The sequence below is a fragment of the Ruegeria sp. HKCCD7559 genome (genome assembly GCF_013110575.1).
Taxonomy (GTDB): Bacteria; Pseudomonadota; Alphaproteobacteria; order Rhodobacterales; family Rhodobacteraceae; genus Ruegeria.
The window spans coordinates 53917-68482 of sequence record NZ_WVQU01000010.1 but is presented as its reverse complement, the minus strand read 5'-3'; the positions used below and the strand labels follow the sequence as shown (position 1 = coordinate 68482).

The window sequence follows — 14566 nt, the reverse complement described above, 5'->3', positions numbered from 1 at the left end:
AGTGATGGCCGTGACATTCGACACCATCAAACTCATACCAGGCATTCTTCTCGCCAAACTCTCTTCGATGCATGTGGTGCTACACCGAAGAGAGAGCGTGGCGAGACCCAGATGGGACTGCATCCACCACATAACCGGAGCCCACAACACAGCGAGCTCGGCCTCTTCAAAGCTACCGAACGCAACCCTTTCAAACCAATACGAAAACAAATCCGATCACGGATTTGTCAACACGCCTCAGAGCATTCTGGAGGCGCCAGAATGACCCTTTTTCTGAATCACAAACCGCTGGTGGTTGATAGCAAAGCGGGACAACGCGCCCTGACGGCTGCGCACAGCGCCGGAACGCGCGTTGAATGCCGGTGCCGGATGCCCGCACCTGAGATGTATATCGCGGCGACCGCTGGCAAGTTCATCGTTAAACGGATGCCGTGCACCGGGTCAGATCATGCGATTGATTGCCCGTCCTTCCTGCCACCTGAAGAACTCTCGGGACTGGCACAGGTCCAGGCATCGGCCATCACCGAAGATCCTGACGATGGCACCACCACGCTCAAGTTGGGCTTCCCTCTGCGCAAGAACAGCAAGAGCCGCACCGCCCCCGAACAGACCGCCGCAAAACCCACAGAGGCCAAGGTTGCGCCGCGCAAACTGACCATCACGAGCGTGCTGCAATTCCTCTGGCATGAGGCGGACCTGGGCAAGTGGTATCCAAAGATGGAGGGCAAGCGGTTTTGGGGCGTGATCCATCATGCGCTGCGCCGGGCAGCGTCAGGCAAGATCGTCAAAGGGCAAGATTTGTCCCGCGTTCTCTTTGTGCCGGAATACTTCAAACCTGAGAACAAAGCGGAGATAGCGGCCAGACGGAACCGGGTCTTTGCCAACCTGCGGCCAGCGGGTCGCAGCGCAACCCCGTTTGGCCTGGTTGTCGCAGAATACAAGGGCAAGGAAACGACGCCACACGGGGCGAGGTTCATCTTCAAACACGCCCCCGATTGCGCATTCTTTGCCGATGAAGATCTGTCCAAGAAATTCGATAAGGTGTTTGGGGAACAGCTGCTGCTTCTTGAAGCGATGGGGTCCGGTCATGCCATCCTGATAGCCAGCTTTTCTATCGCAAAGGCGGGTTATCCGGTTCTGCATGAAATCGGCATGATGCTGGTGACGGAGAACTGGATTCCGTTTGAAGGCATGCGCGAACTGGAAGTGCTGAATGCGCTGACCGAACAGAGCCGCGCGTTTCAAAAGCAATTGCGGTTCAACCTGCCGGTGGACGCACCGATCGCATCGGCTGTGCTGCTGGATACGACAGATCCAATTGCCGTTTTTGTTGCCGATAATCCCGACGATGCCGGGGCGCTGGCGCTCCTCACCAAAGCCTCTGAAGAAGGCCGGTATGCGAGCTGGTGCTGGATTGACGATGGGCCGATGAGCCCGTTCCCGGATCGTGGCGCGTCCCCCTCCAGCCATCACTCACGAACACCGGAGGGGGGCGCTGCCGGTAAGAGTGTGAGGCCATCACCGGCAAATGAGCGCCGCGCATCGGGCGATGAGCGCGACACGATCTGGGATAGCCCCATTCTTCCTAAAGGAGCAAGCGACCATGGCTAAAGCCACATTCTTTGCTCTTGCTTTTCTATCGACAGTAGCAGCCCCGGCATTCGCCCAGAATGACGAGGCCGCAATTTGTGCGGGCCGTGATGGCCCGCTGCTGAGTGGTGGGCGCTTGCTGTGTGTGACCGCCCCCGCCCGCACCTGCCTGGAACCGTCATTCCGGGCAGGTGCAATGGTTTGCCTCAGATATGAGGAAGGCGGCAACAATGAACAGGTCGTCTCAAGGAATGCAACCCCGCGCGCAAAGGGCGAATGGGCTGATGAAGCGGAGCGCGCCGCCAAACGCCACGGTGTTCCGGTGCCGCTGTTTCATGCGCTGGTGCATCAGGAAAGCCGCTGGAATACCAACGCGGTCAGCCCCAAAGGCGCGCTTGGCTTAGCCCAGCTGATGCCGCCGACTGCCGCCGCCCTTGGGGTAGATCCGCATGACCCGGTGCAGAACCTCGATGGCGGCGCGCGGTATCTCAAGGCCATGTTCCTGAAGTTCGGCACATGGCGTCTGGCGCTCGCCGCCTACAACGCCGGGCCCGGAGCCGTCGAACGCTATGAGGGCGTTCCGCCCTTCTCTGAAACCACCCACTACGTCGCAACCGTTCTCGAAGGGGCCGGGCTTCCGCCCGACGCCTGAACACCCCAATCCAGGGAGACCAAGCCGAATGATCCGATTTCCAGGCAGATTGCGACAGAAGGCAGAGGCAGTGCTGGCGCGCTTCAGCCTCCCGTGGTGGGTCGTTTTGTGGGTCTGTTTTTGATCCTTACCAACCCCGTCACGTTGCTCATTCTGCGTCGTGTTTTCAACTCAGGTCAGTGAGCCCCACAAAACCCCGCCGTTAAACCCAAGGAGGCTATCTATATGAAACGCAACCCTCAAAACGTCGCTTTGCTGACCGTGCTGGCCCTCGTGGCGTTCAGCAGCCCGGCCATGGCGCAGTCCTTATTTGATGCGCCGGTGTCCATCCTGACCCAGATCCGCACCTTTGTGACCGGCGCCAATGGTATTCTGCTCGGGGGCGCTGCCATTGCGCTGGCCGGTATCTCGGCCGCCAGCCCGCGCGTGCCGGTCACATGGGGCCATTTCTTTGTGATCCTCGTCGTGTTGGGCATCTTCTACGGTGCGTTTGGCATTGCCGAAGCCATCCAGGGCTTTGCGACCTGATGAGCGATGACAACCGCATATTCCAGGCGATTACCCGGCCTTCAGAGAAGGCCGGGATGCCGATGACGTTTCACATTGTGGCGCTCAGCATTCCCCTGATGACGTTCATCATGACGCAGGGCTTTGTGGGCTTCTGGGGATTGTTCGCCATCGCCCCGTCTTATGCCGCTGCCCGCTGGATTGTGAGCGTCGATCCGTACCTGCCGGATCACGTGGCGACCATGGCCGACTGCAAACTGTTCACCCCAAACAAGCCCTTCTGGGGCGGCAATTCTTACGCCGGAGACTGACATGAACATGCACCCCGAGATACGAAAGGCCATGCCATCTGCGCGCCGCGCCGCGCGTGAGGTGCCCGCCACCACACATATCCCGTTTGTGCGTTTCCTGCAGGACGGGACATTCACCACCCGCAACGGTGATCTGGTGGCGGTGTTGGAACTGAAGGGGTTCATCCACGAAACCGCTGACCGGGCCGCGATCAAAGCCGCCAATGACACATTGGCCCGGTTGGCCTCCAGCTTTGAAGACAATCGGACAGCGTTCTATAGCCATATCATCCGCACCAAAGTGAAGCTGTCCGACACGCTACCCCCTGTAAACGGCCCCGGCTTTTCCGAAGACCTGGATCATCACTATCGCGCCCAACTGGACGAGGACGAAACTTATCAGCTGCGCCATTTCCTGACGATCGTTCGCCGTCCTTACTCCAGCGGCAAGCGGCTGTTGGATGCCGGGCTGCGGTCTTTCCGCGCGGCAGCATCAGACCCGGCTACCACGGCTGCTCGCACCAAGAACCGCAAGGCTCTGCACATGGCAACAGAACAGGCCATGCGGGATCTGTCGGTGTTTGGCGCGCGCAGGCTCACCGGAACAGAGGCAGATCGCAGCCGCACGCTGTCATTTCTCTCGATGCTGCAAAGCGGGATTTGGCAAAAGGCCCCACCCGTCTGGACCCATTTGGCCGATGCCGTTCCGAATGGGCGCATCACCTTCCGCAAAGACCATGTTCACAACCTGTCGCCGGGTGGGGACAAAGATCGTTTTGCGGCTGTCTTTGCGGTCAATGCTTATCCCGAGCGCTCGAAATACTACATGTTCGATGAGCTTCTGGGCGAGCGCTGCGAGTTCATTGCAACGCAATGCTATTCGCCGATGGACCGCGTGTCGGGCGGCACCAAAATCCGTGATGCCAAACGCGGCATGGCTGATGCAGGCGATGAGGCGGAGTCGCTGCAGAAAGATCTGAATGAGGCGCGAGACGCGGTTGCCTCCCGTGCCATGTCCATCGGGCGGCATCACTTCACAGTTTCTGTTCTGGGTGACACGCGCGACGAGATGGAAGATGCGGCGACGCGTGTGAACTCCTGCCTGACGGGCGCGGATTTGCGCACGCGGCGCGAGGATATCGGGTTAGAGGCGGCCTGGTGGGCGCAGCTGCCCGGTAACTTCGCCTATCAGACCCGCAGCAAAAAGCGCCTTGTGTCCGACAAGAACTTTGCCGATTTCGCCAACTTGCATTCCTGGCCGACGGGATCGCGGGAAAAGTTGCGCTGGGGTGGCCCTGTGGCCGCGTTCCGAACGCTGGGCGGTACGCCTTATTGGTTCTCTTTCCACCGCGAAGGCTCTGACAAATCCAAGGGACCAGGAACCACAGCCATCTTTGGGGCGACGGGTGAAGGCAAAACCCTGTTGGCGAACTTCCTGATGTCCAGCTGTTACCGCCTGCCCGAACACCCGCACCTCATTGCCTTTGACAAAGATCGAGGATCAGAAACTTTCATCCGGGCGATTGGCGGCACATACCTTGAGTTGAAATCCGGCATGAACCTCGGCTTTAACCCGTTTGCGGTTGCTACCGATGAGGTTGGGATCGAATGGCTGGAGGGCTTCATTCAACGCCTGACCGGCGCGGACAAACTCACCCCGGAACAGGAACGGCGGATCGCTATTGGTCTGCGCCGCCTTGCATCGAGTGATCCCACCCTGCGCACTTTCTCTGATTTTGCCGACACGTTGCGGTCTGTGGATGATGCGGACGCGCCTGTCCAGCTGCTCGATGCGCTCAGCAAGTGGTATGGGACCGGCAGTCGCGCTTGGCTGTTTGATAATGCAGAGGACAGTTTCAGCCTGGATCAAGCCGTCACCGCCTTTGACATGACGGCACTGCTGAAAGCGTCGGATATCCGCCTGCCCCTGTTGGATTACCTGTTTTACCGGATCGAGCGCAAACTGGCCGAAGGCAAGCCGCTGATCATCATGGTGGATGAAGCCTGGGCATTGTTTGACGATCCCCGGTTTGGGCCGCGCATTCAGGACTGGATCAAAACCATCCGTAAACTCGATGGCATTCTGGTGTTCATGACGCAGGAGACATCAGACGCAGCCAAATCCTCTATTTCGGACACGCTGATCCAGTCGACGGAAAACCGCGTCTTCTTTGCCAACCCCAAAGCGGATCGCAAAACCTATGTTGACGCGTTCCGGCTTACTGAGGCCGAGTTCAGCGCTGTTTCATCCATGCCACCAAAATCCCGTCTGGTGCTGATCAATGACGGAGACGGGTCAGCCGTGGTCTCGACGCGCCTTGAGCTTCCCGAGCAATTCTACCGGGTCTTGTCCGCCACAGGGGACAGCGTTGCCGAGATGGACCAGCTGCGTGCCGAGTACGGCGAAGACGGCTGGCGCGATGCCTTCATGACCCCCAAAGCCCCTTGAGGAGACCCCCCAATGATCCGCAAACTTGTTTTCGTTGCCTTTAGCCTGCCGCTTCTCGGAGCCTGCACCATTACCGGTGATGCTCTCGATCCGCCCCGCGAGCTGAAGGCCAATTGCAATATCGCAGACGCAGAACCGGTCCCTCAGACTGGCCTTGCCACCACACCGCCGCTCAGCATCGGCAAAATCTGACCCCTCCTCTGAAAGGACGAGACAATGAAGACCATTCTCCAAAACACCGCTGCAGTTGTTGCCCTTGCACTGGCCGGATTTGTCGGGACAGCCGACAACGCCCACGCTCAGGGTGTGCCAACCTATAGCGTCACGGAACATGCCGAACTGATCGCGCTGCTCAATTCGAGCGGCGAAATGGTTGGTCTGAACACGCAGATGCTCGACAATGCCCAGTTACAGCTGAATGAACTCCAGGAACAGTTGCGCCAGGCGCGGGCAACCCACAACGCGATCACTGGTGCCCGCGACACCATCGGAAATCTGTTTAATGGAGATATCACGCCACGCAAGCTGTCCTCGTCCCTATCAACACTCTCCATGACCGGCAATTCGGTAAACAACCGCCTGAGCAACCACATGGAAGCACTGAAGGTCGATTTCCAGCCGTTGAGCGGGCTGCAGGCGCTGGGGCGTTCGGCGGAAGATCCAGCCACAAGGTCACATGATCTGCTCTCCGGTTCGAGCATGGCAGGGCTCGCAATTGCCGAGGAAGGCTTTGCCGGGGCCGGCGAAGCGATGGAGCGCTATGACGGCTACCGTGAGCAGATTTCCGCGACCGAAGATCTGAAAGCTAGCATTGATCTGAACACACGCATAGCGGTTGAGAACGGCATGATGCTCGCCACTTTGTTGCAGACCCTCTCTGCTCAAGGTCAGCTGGACGCCGCAATCGTTAACCAGCGTCTGCGCGGTTCGGATATCGTCGCGCGTCAGGCGTACAGACCTGAAGGATCAAACTGATGCGCTTCCCCACCTCCACCCTCCTCATCGCAGCTACCATCGCCACTACTTTGGCGGCGGGACAACCGTCCCTGGCTTTGACGGCAGACGAAAAGCGCGAACAATCACGCCTAAGCAAAGCATGGAATGTATCTATCGCGCGCAAAGCGGCTGAAGTGAGGTTCGCTTTCGCTGATAAATGCGAAGCCGCATTTGCTGCAAACGAACCCATGCCGAAACCAGATGTGCGTATCACGGAAGAGGTCGAAATTGACGAAGACCTGATGGGCATGACTGTTGAGGAAATTTCTGACGAGTTCGGGCTCGCATCTGACGCGCAAAGGGCCTCTCAGAAATCCATGAACGATTGCATCCTGAAATACAGAAAAAGGAATGATGGATCATGAGCATCAGAGATTTCCTTGTTGGCACCGATCAGAGTTTTGACAACATTATCAACGGTGGGTCGCAGCAGGTGTTTCAGGCGCTTGCGACCCCCAGCGCCCAATTCCTGACATTGCTCGCCGGGGCTGCATTGGCGGTCTGGGCGGTCACGGCGGCTTACCGGGGCAGCTTCTCGCTTGACGGCTTTATCACCTTCGTTTTCCGATTTTCACTGTTCTATTTGGCGGTGTCCGGCGGCGCGCTCTGGACCCAATACATTTATCCTTTCATCACGCAATTTCCCGTCAATGTCGGCAACACAATCATCAGCGAGTTTGGGGGGGATGGAGACGCTGGCAGTATCGCCTCCGCCTTTGCCAATGTGGCGGAGGTTTCGTTCAATAACATTGTAACCGCCATGGGGTCTTACGGTGTGACGGATTATATCGCGGGAGATGCCCTTGGCGTGCTGCTGTTTGCATTGTTGGCGGCTGCTGCAATCCTCGCGATGATCGTGATCGCTCTCGCCCTGCTCGTAGCATCCAAGGTTCTGCTGGCAATACTTCTGGCGATCTTCCCGGTGCTCGCCGTCTGGGCATACCTTCGTAGTTCAGCGGAAATATTCAACGGGTGGGTGCGCGGCGTGACCATGCTGGTTCTGTTTCAGGTCCTACTCTTTGGCGTCATGGGCATAGCACTGGCAGCAACCGAGAATGTATCGGACGCGGTGACAGCAGGTGTTCAATCTGGCGCTGACATTCCGTTGGAAATGTTCAAGCTCGCAGGCATCAGCGGGATCACAGCCGGGTTGCTGCTGATCTGTCCGATGATTGCGCAGCGGATTGGCGGCGCAGCATTGAGCCTTGGTGAATCGCAGGTCAAGGGCGCTGGTCTGACCGGAGCAAAGCTCTTGGGCGGTAGGCTCACAGGTGGCCAGTCCGGTGGCAACAACCTGGGCGATGTCTCCAACCAACGCGCAAGTGCGGCGAATGAGGCCGACAGGCCATCCACAACAGAAGCCAATAATCAGCGCATTCGCGACTCCGTAAGGCGCGGAGCCGAACGCATGGCAGAAGACGCACGACGGCGCAGAAGCTGATCTAAAATTTTCCAAAAAACCGCTGGCGGGCTGGCCCCGCAACAGACGAGGAGTCACCAGATGCAACATGCAGCAGCAGATTTAAGGCCCGATCCGCTCAATCCTGACGGGCAATATCAGGGCGCTCCCCTGCCCGATACAACCACCATTCATGACGGTCATGATCGCTGGGAAGATGAACTGTATCTGTCCATGCGGCGCAGGGCACGAAATGCCTATATCGTCGGAGGGATCGGTACTCTGATCGGGGTTATGGGCGTTGCGGCCGTCATGGGTCTGGCTCCGCTCAAACAGGTTGTGCCCATCACAATGACCGTCGACAAACATACCGGCCTGGTCAATGTGGAATCGCGCCTGGGCAACCTCACATTGGATGATGACGAGTATGTCACCCAAGCGCTGTTGTTCCAGTACGCCCGCGACCGGGAAACCTATGACGCGCACGATCAGCGCGACCGCCTGAACCTGGTCTATGGCCAGACATGCGGCGGCGCGGCTGAGGATCTGGCGGCGCTCTACAACGAAGAAAACCCTAACAGCCCAATGAACATCTACGGCAGCTATGGGCGTGTGGATGTCCGCATTCGATCGGTCACACTGAACAATGGAAACTCGGCCACGCTGCGCATGACGAAAAGCGCACGGGCGCAGCAAGGCGCACCCGTCTCGGAGCGCAATTTCGTTGTGTCCATGGGGTACGAGTTCGACCGCACCGGAAACATGACGCTGGAAGAACGCTGGGAAAACCCGACCGGCTTCTGCGTCACCAATTACCGACTGGATGAGGAGGCGCGATGATGCTGCGTTTGATTTGCACTGTGGCAGTGATGATGTCGCTTGGCGCGGCCTCTGTCTCAGCTGAACAAAAAGGACGGGGTACCCGCACGGACGCGCGCGTACGCACCCTCGTGTATCACCCTGACGAGGTATACAAGATCGATGTGTCGCGGGGTTATGCTCTCAGCATTCACCTCCAGGACGGTGAACAGATGGTCGATGAAGTTCGGGGCGATCCGAAGACCTGGGACTTTATCCCTCTGACCGCTGGCAACGGCTTTGTCCTGAAGGCCAAACATGCCACCACGCAGGCGAGCAACCTCATTCTGCAAACCAACCTGCGCAGCTATGTGTTTCTCCTTCAGGCGCATGAAGCCGGGCCACCGGACAATGTCGGGTTTCTTTATCGGTTCAGCTATCCGGATCAGAAAAAGCGTTACAAGCCCCGGCAGGCTGGCAATATCCAGACTGCATTCAACACCACCGGACGGCCTGCCAATCTGCAATACAGTGCAAGCGGTGACAGGTTGTTGCGGCCGGAAGTGGCCTTTGATGATGGGCGCAAGACCTATCTGCGCCTGAAACAGCAAAGCGTGCGGCCTGCCGTCTTTGCCATGGACGCCAAAGGGCGCGAACGTCTGGTCAACTCAACGGATCTGGCAGATGGCACCATTGTTGTGACCGGTGTTTATCCGCGCCTGATCCTGCGCGACGGGCCATATGTGGTCTGCGTGTTCAACATCCCTCTCTATGAAGTCGACCAGAACCGCGACCCGAAAAAGCCCCGCAGGGTTTCGTCGTCAACGTCACAGCGCAATTCACGTCAAGGTGGGGAGAACCGCTGATGTCCGAGAAAAACAAACTGCTTGAAAACCGCATCGAAGGCTCTGAGGAAGAAAAAAGCGGTCTGAACCTGCCCATGATCCTCGGCATCGGTGCATTGGTTGCCTTTGTTGGCCTGTTCCTCTGGATCAATGGCGGCGGGGATGACACCGGCCGAGGCGGCAGCATCATTCCCGAAGTCAACGAGACGCCGGATCAGCGCAATCAAGGGGGCAGCCTATTTGGAACCGTGCCAACGGAACCAACGCCCCAGGTCGAGCAAGAGCCTGACCCACGCGTTGCCATTCTGGAGGCTGAGCTGGCCGAACTGCGCGAGTTAATTAAAGCGGCGCAGGCCGAGGCGCCTGTTGAGGAGGCCGCCCCACAAGCGCCCGCCTCGGATCTGGATGCAGCGACCCTCGCAGCGCTCGAAAAACGCACCGAACGGCAAGAAAAGGCCCTTGAGGCATTCCTGAAAAAGCTGGAAGAGGATCGGCTTGCGGATGAACGCCGGCAACGGGAATTGCTCGCGCGGATTCAAGCGAACAGGCAGATTGCAGAACCTGGCCAAGCGTCTGAAGCGGCACAGCAAGGCGATGCGGTACAGGATGCCGTTGCGGCTGAAGAAGACCGGTTGACCCAGCCTTTGACCAATAGCCTTGGACGCAGTGCTGCTGGGGCGGGTGCTGGCGGCAATGCGAATAACAGTACGGGCAACGACTTCCTCGATGCCGCTGCGTCTCGTACCGTCCAAACGTCGCGGGCCACGCAGCTGCAGGTTGTCCATCGTCTGATCACACAAGGCACCATGATTCCGGGCGTTCTGGATACAGCAATATCGTCCGATCTTCCCGGTGAACTGAAAGCCACCATAAGCCGGGATGTGTGGTCAGCGGATGCGACCACGATCCTGATCCCCAAAGGCTCAACGCTGATTGGTGAATATTCGTCGGATATCTCTCTTGGTCAGCGCCGGGTTCTGGTGGCCTGGAACCGGGTGATCACGACGGATAAGCGTTCCATCATGATTGGCTCGCGCGGCGTCGACGGTCTGGGCCGCGCCGGTCTGACAGGCAATGTGCAGCACCACTTTGGCCTCAAGTTTGAAGCGGCGTTCTTCATCTCGATCTTTTCGGGGATTTCCAGCTTCGGCAATCGCACTCTGAGCGAGAACGATCTGTCCACAGGAACCGATGGCTTTGCGAATTCCGGTCAGGATGCCTTTGAAGAGTACCTGTCGATTCCGCCCACGATCTGGGTGAATCAGGGCGAGAACATCAACGTGTTCGTATCGCGAGACCTCTATATGTGACGGCATGAGCATCATTCCACGCGGGGCGCAACATGGGTTGTGCCCCGCAGCGATTTCGAGCTTTCCACTCCTTAAAACTCTTGTCCTGAAGGAGAATGCCATGAGCACCATACAGGCAAAGACCCACCTTCCTTACACGATTGCCGCTGGCGTCCTCAGCATCCCGCTCTGGGCCGCGCTTTTGATTGCGTGGAAGGTAAATGGCGACATTGAAACATGGCGGCCGTGGCTCCTGCTCAGCCAGCGCAACACGATGCACCAGAAGGATTGGGACCTGGTGCTTTGGGGTGGCATCACGCTCGGGCTGATGACAGGCGCGGGTCTGGCGTATCTCTTTGGCGGGATGGTGTTTGGCGTGACGGCTACTGATGCGCATGGGGACGCACGCTGGGCCACAGCAAAAGAAATCCGCGCGGCGCGTCTGGTCAGTGATTGGGGTCTGTTGCTGGGTAAGCTGGGCAAACCCGAGAAAAAGGCCCCTCACTTGCGCGCCCATACAGATGATCAGGGCACGGTGCTTGTCTCGGGTCCACCGCGTTCCGGTAAAGGTATCGGTATCGTTGTCCCCACCCTGCTCGACTACCCCGGTTCACTGATCGTCTATGACGTCAAAGGCGAGCTTTTCGAAACCACGTCACGGCGGCGGTTGGAAAAGGGTGACAAGGTGCGGGTTCTGTCGCCGTTCGACGTGCAGTTTCCGAACAACCCAGCCTGCTCCCTTGTCGGCCGATCGCACAGCTTCAACCCGCTGGTTGAGATTGCGGCAATGGATGACCTGGAAGACCGACTTGTGCGGATATCTGAAATCAGTGCCGCGCTGCTGGCGCCCAAAAGTTCAACCGGCGCTGAGGCGTCTTTGATGGAAGATGCGCAGGAAATCTTTGAAGCCGCGGCGGCCATCGTCTGCAATGAACCGGAACCTTCCCTCGGGCGCGTCCTGCAGGTGTTGACGCCGGATGTGGCAGGCGATGATGAGATACCGGATTACAAAGGCATGTTTGCCGCCCTCGCGTCGCGCGCGCCTGATCCTGTTTCAAAGGGCGCAATGCTGCGTATGGCAGGACAGGACAATAAGCAGCTGGGGATATACTTGTCGGTCCTGATGGGCGGTGGTCTGAACGCTTGGCGCAATCCTGCGATCGTTCGCACGACAAAGGCCAATGACTTCGACTTTGAATCGATGCGTTGGGAACCTCAAACTTGCTACATCTCGATTCCAGAGGCGCATAAGCAGGTGTCGCGGCCTTTGGTGCGTTTGTTCATCCAATGCGCCATCAATGCGTTGCGTCGTCGTCTCATGGCCTCGGGTGAAGATTTCTTGCCGGTCCTGTTTCTGATCGATGAGTTTCATTCGCTTGGAAAGATGCAAGGTGTCCTCGATGCCGTGACCACCCTGCCCGGGTATGGTGGCCGCTTGTGCCTTATTGTGCAATCGCCGGCCTCGCTGCGTGAACATTATGGGCCAGCTGGAGAGGAAATCCTGACAGAGAGTTCGCATCTGCATGTGTGGCTGACCCCCAATTCAGAGGAGACAAAGCAAAAGCTGTCCAAGGCGCTTGGCAACAAGACTGTGACGCAGAAATCCGTCTCGGGGCGCAACTGGTCGAAAGAGCCCGGCCGGTCTGAAAGCTGGTCTGAAAAAAGCCGGGCACTGCTCACCCCAGAAGAAATTGGCCGCCTCGGCAAGGAAGAGGTCATTATCACTGGCAAAGGTATGTTCCCGATACGGACAAATCGGGTGTCCTATTATAAAGACCATCGGTTCAAAGCGCTGAATGACAGTCAAAAGGGCAAACCCTGGCCGGATGTGCCTGTCGTGAAAGATGGCGTTGTGACTCGGTATGACGAGTTCCTGAAGGATGCGGGCACTTCAAAGTCGGCTGAGGCCGAAGAACAGGAACCTGAGCCGGTTGCAAAGCCGTCCTTGTCGCAGCGTGCGGCTGTTAGCGGCCCACGTGCTTTTGATCCACCCGAGCATGACGGATATCTTGATCAGGGCGTGGCAGGCTACGGGTACTTCGAAGATCCGCGCGAGACTGCCGATGATGAGGAAACAGCCGAGGACCGTCAGCTGACTCAGGCAATCAAAACGGTGAAAGCACCAAGCCTGGCGGTCAATCTCGGCAACCTCTTGAATCTGGCACCGGTCAGCCCGAACAGAGAACCCGAACTTGCCGATCTGGCACAGCGGCTCTCACCTGACGAGCTGGTCAACAGGTTGATGCCGCTGTTCAGCGGCGAAAGCATGATGAGCAGTGGCCATTCGCTGCGTGGGGCATGAACTGGCAAGATGCGGACAAAACCGACCTTGGGTTTTTTGCCTTCGCTGGCGCAGCATCACTTTGCACGTGCGGCGGGTTTTTTGCTGCGTCGCAGTCCAAGTCGCGGAAACGGCCTTTCCCAGCTGGCTTCGAAGACCTGATCCAAACCGCGCTTTCGCTGCATGGTGGTTGGACACGAAAGACGCGGACTAAACCGTCGTTCGTTCAATGCCCGCTTCGGTGAATTCATCCGGTTTCGGATACTTCAAACAAGGTATCCAGTATCGGACAGTCTGGCACATCGCCACGACTGCATTCTGCCGCCATCGCTTCCAGCGCATCTTCCAACCGATGCAGGGACAGTATTTTCTCTGTGACCGACGCAAGGTGATTGACCGTCATGCTGTGAACCTCACCGCAGGTGAAGTCGCGTCGATCCACCATTTCCAGCAACGCTCGGATTTCTTCAATGCTAAACCCGATCTCACGCGAACGCTTGATGAAGGATAGGCGCTTGAGCTGGTCGTGATTATATTGCCGGTTGCCGCCCGCTGTTCTGTCGGGTTTTGGCATGATCCCAATTCGTTCGTAGTATCTGATCGTCTCGATGTTTACGCCCGTGTGCTTCGACATTGCACCGATTGGATAGCCTCGCGCATTCGTGAACTCAGCCATCGAAAACCCCCTTGCTTCTGTAGTTGCTACAGATCGTATCTTGCATCTCGAAACTTGAAAAGCGGGTTCTTGAATGAATGACGTAATTGATGTCGATCTCAAACAGGTCGGCCCCAAAACTAAAAAAGCCCGCATGATTGCGGCCGGTGGTGTCCTTGGTGCTCTCGCAGCATCAACCTGCTGCGTTGTTCCATTGATCTTTTTCAGCCTTGGCATTTCCGGTGCATGGATCGGCAATCTGACAGCACTTGAACCTTATAAGCCGATCTTTATTGCGCTTACACTTGGATTCCTCGGCTATGGCTTCTGGATGGTTTATCGCAAACCCAAGGCCTGCGCGGATGGAGAAGCCTGTGCGCGGCCACTTCCAAATCGGTTGGTCAAATTCGCGCTTTGGGTCTCGACGGTTCTCATCTTGATTGCGTTGTTTTGGAACTGGATTGCGCCCGTCGTTGCACCCATTCTTCTTGGTCTGTGAAAGGAACCATAATGAAACTCCACACTCCCGTCTTAGCCCTCATCGGCCTATTGGCCGCTTCTTCCGTTTTTGCGGGAGAGCAAACCGTGACATTCTCGGTTCCCGGCATGCATTGTCCGAGCTGTCCCTTTATCGTTGAATCAGCGATGGGAAGCGTAGAAGGCGTCACGCAAGTAACGGCGGATGCTGACACGCTGACAGCCGAGGTCGTCTTTGATGACACCGTTGTGAGTGCTGAGGATATTGCTCTCGCATCAGCTGCAGCCGGATATGAAGCTGATCTTGTCGCTGTACCATCCGGTTCCTGATCGCCTCC

General features: G+C 57.6%; 16 protein-coding genes. 15 read left to right on the top strand and 1 reads right to left on the bottom strand.

Annotated elements, in window-relative coordinates; translation table 11 throughout:
* The first annotated feature begins 261 nt into the window (after nucleotides 1-261).
* The 13 genes from GS605_RS18930 (at nucleotide 262) to GS605_RS18870 (ending at nucleotide 13117) form a co-directional block, all read left to right on the top strand.
* Complete coding sequence (locus GS605_RS18930) at nucleotides 262-1611, top strand: DUF1173 family protein (protein ID WP_171724983.1); 1350 nt, start codon at nucleotides 262-264, stop codon at nucleotides 1609-1611.
* The gene (locus GS605_RS18925; RefSeq protein WP_209227442.1) at nucleotides 1604-2242 is read left to right on the top strand and encodes a lytic transglycosylase domain-containing protein; all 639 of its coding nucleotides are present in this window, start codon (nucleotides 1604-1606) and stop codon (nucleotides 2240-2242) included. The genes GS605_RS18930 and GS605_RS18925 overlap by 8 nt, the downstream gene beginning before the upstream one ends.
* Before the next feature lie 225 nt (nucleotides 2243-2467).
* Nucleotides 2468-2770 carry a TrbC/VirB2 family protein gene (locus GS605_RS18920; RefSeq protein ID WP_171724982.1) on the top strand — a complete coding sequence of 101 codons (303 nt, stop codon included), beginning with the start codon at nucleotides 2468-2470 and terminating at the stop codon, nucleotides 2768-2770.
* Nucleotides 2770-3060 (top strand): VirB3 family type IV secretion system protein, encoded by a 291-nt coding sequence (locus GS605_RS18915; RefSeq protein WP_171724981.1) that lies wholly within the window; start codon nucleotides 2770-2772, stop codon nucleotides 3058-3060. Before GS605_RS18920 ends, GS605_RS18915 begins: the two co-directional genes overlap by 1 nt.
* A gap of 1 nt (nucleotide 3061) precedes the next feature.
* On the top strand, nucleotides 3062-5488 hold the full coding sequence (locus GS605_RS18910; protein ID WP_171724980.1) for a hypothetical protein: 2427 nt from the start codon (nucleotides 3062-3064) through the stop codon (nucleotides 5486-5488).
* Nucleotides 5489-5500: 12 nt separating this feature from the next.
* Nucleotides 5501-5680 carry a hypothetical protein gene (locus GS605_RS18905; RefSeq protein ID WP_171724979.1) on the top strand — a complete coding sequence of 60 codons (180 nt, stop codon included), beginning with the start codon at nucleotides 5501-5503 and terminating at the stop codon, nucleotides 5678-5680.
* Between the two features lie 24 nt (nucleotides 5681-5704).
* Entirely contained in the window at nucleotides 5705-6463 is a 759-nt protein-coding gene (locus GS605_RS18900) for a type IV secretion system protein (RefSeq protein WP_171724978.1), read from the top strand.
* Entirely contained in the window at nucleotides 6463-6849 is a 387-nt protein-coding gene (locus GS605_RS18895) for a hypothetical protein (RefSeq protein WP_171724977.1), read from the top strand. The genes GS605_RS18900 and GS605_RS18895 overlap by 1 nt, the downstream gene beginning before the upstream one ends.
* A complete protein-coding gene (locus GS605_RS18890; RefSeq protein ID WP_171724976.1) occupies nucleotides 6846-7925 on the top strand; it encodes a type IV secretion system protein in 1080 nt (359 codons plus the stop codon). Before GS605_RS18895 ends, GS605_RS18890 begins: the two co-directional genes overlap by 4 nt.
* A 60-nt stretch (nucleotides 7926-7985) precedes the next feature.
* On the top strand, nucleotides 7986-8723 hold the full coding sequence (locus tag GS605_RS18885) for a virB8 family protein (protein WP_171724975.1): 738 nt from the start codon (nucleotides 7986-7988) through the stop codon (nucleotides 8721-8723).
* Entirely contained in the window at nucleotides 8723-9547 is an 825-nt protein-coding gene (locus GS605_RS18880; protein WP_171724974.1) for a TrbG/VirB9 family P-type conjugative transfer protein, read from the top strand. The genes GS605_RS18885 and GS605_RS18880 overlap by 1 nt, the downstream gene beginning before the upstream one ends.
* Nucleotides 9547-10836, top strand: coding sequence for a TrbI/VirB10 family protein (locus GS605_RS18875; protein WP_171724973.1), 1290 nt, complete (start codon nucleotides 9547-9549; stop codon nucleotides 10834-10836). The genes GS605_RS18880 and GS605_RS18875 overlap by 1 nt, the downstream gene beginning before the upstream one ends.
* Before the next feature lie 100 nt (nucleotides 10837-10936).
* Nucleotides 10937-13117 carry a type IV secretory system conjugative DNA transfer family protein gene (locus GS605_RS18870; protein WP_171724972.1) on the top strand — a complete coding sequence of 727 codons (2181 nt, stop codon included), beginning with the start codon at nucleotides 10937-10939 and terminating at the stop codon, nucleotides 13115-13117.
* A 226-nt stretch (nucleotides 13118-13343) separates the two neighbouring features.
* Here the strand turns inward: GS605_RS18870 and GS605_RS18865 are convergent, their stop codons facing one another.
* Complete coding sequence (locus GS605_RS18865) at nucleotides 13344-13772, bottom strand: helix-turn-helix domain-containing protein (protein ID WP_170635080.1); 429 nt, start codon at nucleotides 13770-13772, stop codon at nucleotides 13344-13346.
* 73 nt (nucleotides 13773-13845) lie between these two features.
* On the opposite strand from GS605_RS18865, the gene GS605_RS18860 reads away from it, so the two are divergent.
* Together GS605_RS18860 and GS605_RS18855 are read left to right on the top strand one after the other, a co-directional pair.
* Entirely contained in the window at nucleotides 13846-14250 is a 405-nt protein-coding gene (locus GS605_RS18860) for a mercuric transporter MerT family protein (RefSeq protein WP_170635079.1), read from the top strand.
* Between the two features lie 11 nt (nucleotides 14251-14261).
* A complete protein-coding gene (locus tag GS605_RS18855) occupies nucleotides 14262-14558 on the top strand; it encodes a heavy-metal-associated domain-containing protein (RefSeq protein ID WP_170635078.1) in 297 nt (98 codons plus the stop codon).
* Nucleotides 14559-14566 lie beyond the last annotated feature (8 nt).

Coding starts and splice junctions, on each gene's coding strand:
- GS605_RS18930 (WP_171724983.1), top strand. CDS start 262: ATGACCCTTTTTCTGAATCACAAACCGCTGGTGGTTGATAGCAAAGCG.
- GS605_RS18925 (WP_209227442.1), top strand. CDS start 1,604: ATGGCTAAAGCCACATTCTTTGCTCTTGCTTTTCTATCGACAGTAGCA.
- GS605_RS18920 (WP_171724982.1), top strand. CDS start 2,468: ATGAAACGCAACCCTCAAAACGTCGCTTTGCTGACCGTGCTGGCCCTC.
- GS605_RS18915 (WP_171724981.1), top strand. CDS start 2,770: ATGAGCGATGACAACCGCATATTCCAGGCGATTACCCGGCCTTCAGAG.
- GS605_RS18910 (WP_171724980.1), top strand. CDS start 3,062: ATGAACATGCACCCCGAGATACGAAAGGCCATGCCATCTGCGCGCCGC.
- GS605_RS18905 (WP_171724979.1), top strand. CDS start 5,501: ATGATCCGCAAACTTGTTTTCGTTGCCTTTAGCCTGCCGCTTCTCGGA.
- GS605_RS18900 (WP_171724978.1), top strand. CDS start 5,705: ATGAAGACCATTCTCCAAAACACCGCTGCAGTTGTTGCCCTTGCACTG.
- GS605_RS18895 (WP_171724977.1), top strand. CDS start 6,463: ATGCGCTTCCCCACCTCCACCCTCCTCATCGCAGCTACCATCGCCACT.
- GS605_RS18890 (WP_171724976.1), top strand. CDS start 6,846: ATGAGCATCAGAGATTTCCTTGTTGGCACCGATCAGAGTTTTGACAAC.
- GS605_RS18885 (WP_171724975.1), top strand. CDS start 7,986: ATGCAACATGCAGCAGCAGATTTAAGGCCCGATCCGCTCAATCCTGAC.
- GS605_RS18880 (WP_171724974.1), top strand. CDS start 8,723: ATGCTGCGTTTGATTTGCACTGTGGCAGTGATGATGTCGCTTGGCGCG.
- GS605_RS18875 (WP_171724973.1), top strand. CDS start 9,547: ATGTCCGAGAAAAACAAACTGCTTGAAAACCGCATCGAAGGCTCTGAG.
- GS605_RS18870 (WP_171724972.1), top strand. CDS start 10,937: ATGAGCACCATACAGGCAAAGACCCACCTTCCTTACACGATTGCCGCT.
- GS605_RS18865 (WP_170635080.1), bottom strand. CDS start 13,772: ATGGCTGAGTTCACGAATGCGCGAGGCTATCCAATCGGTGCAATGTCG.
- GS605_RS18860 (WP_170635079.1), top strand. CDS start 13,846: ATGAATGACGTAATTGATGTCGATCTCAAACAGGTCGGCCCCAAAACT.
- GS605_RS18855 (WP_170635078.1), top strand. CDS start 14,262: ATGAAACTCCACACTCCCGTCTTAGCCCTCATCGGCCTATTGGCCGCT.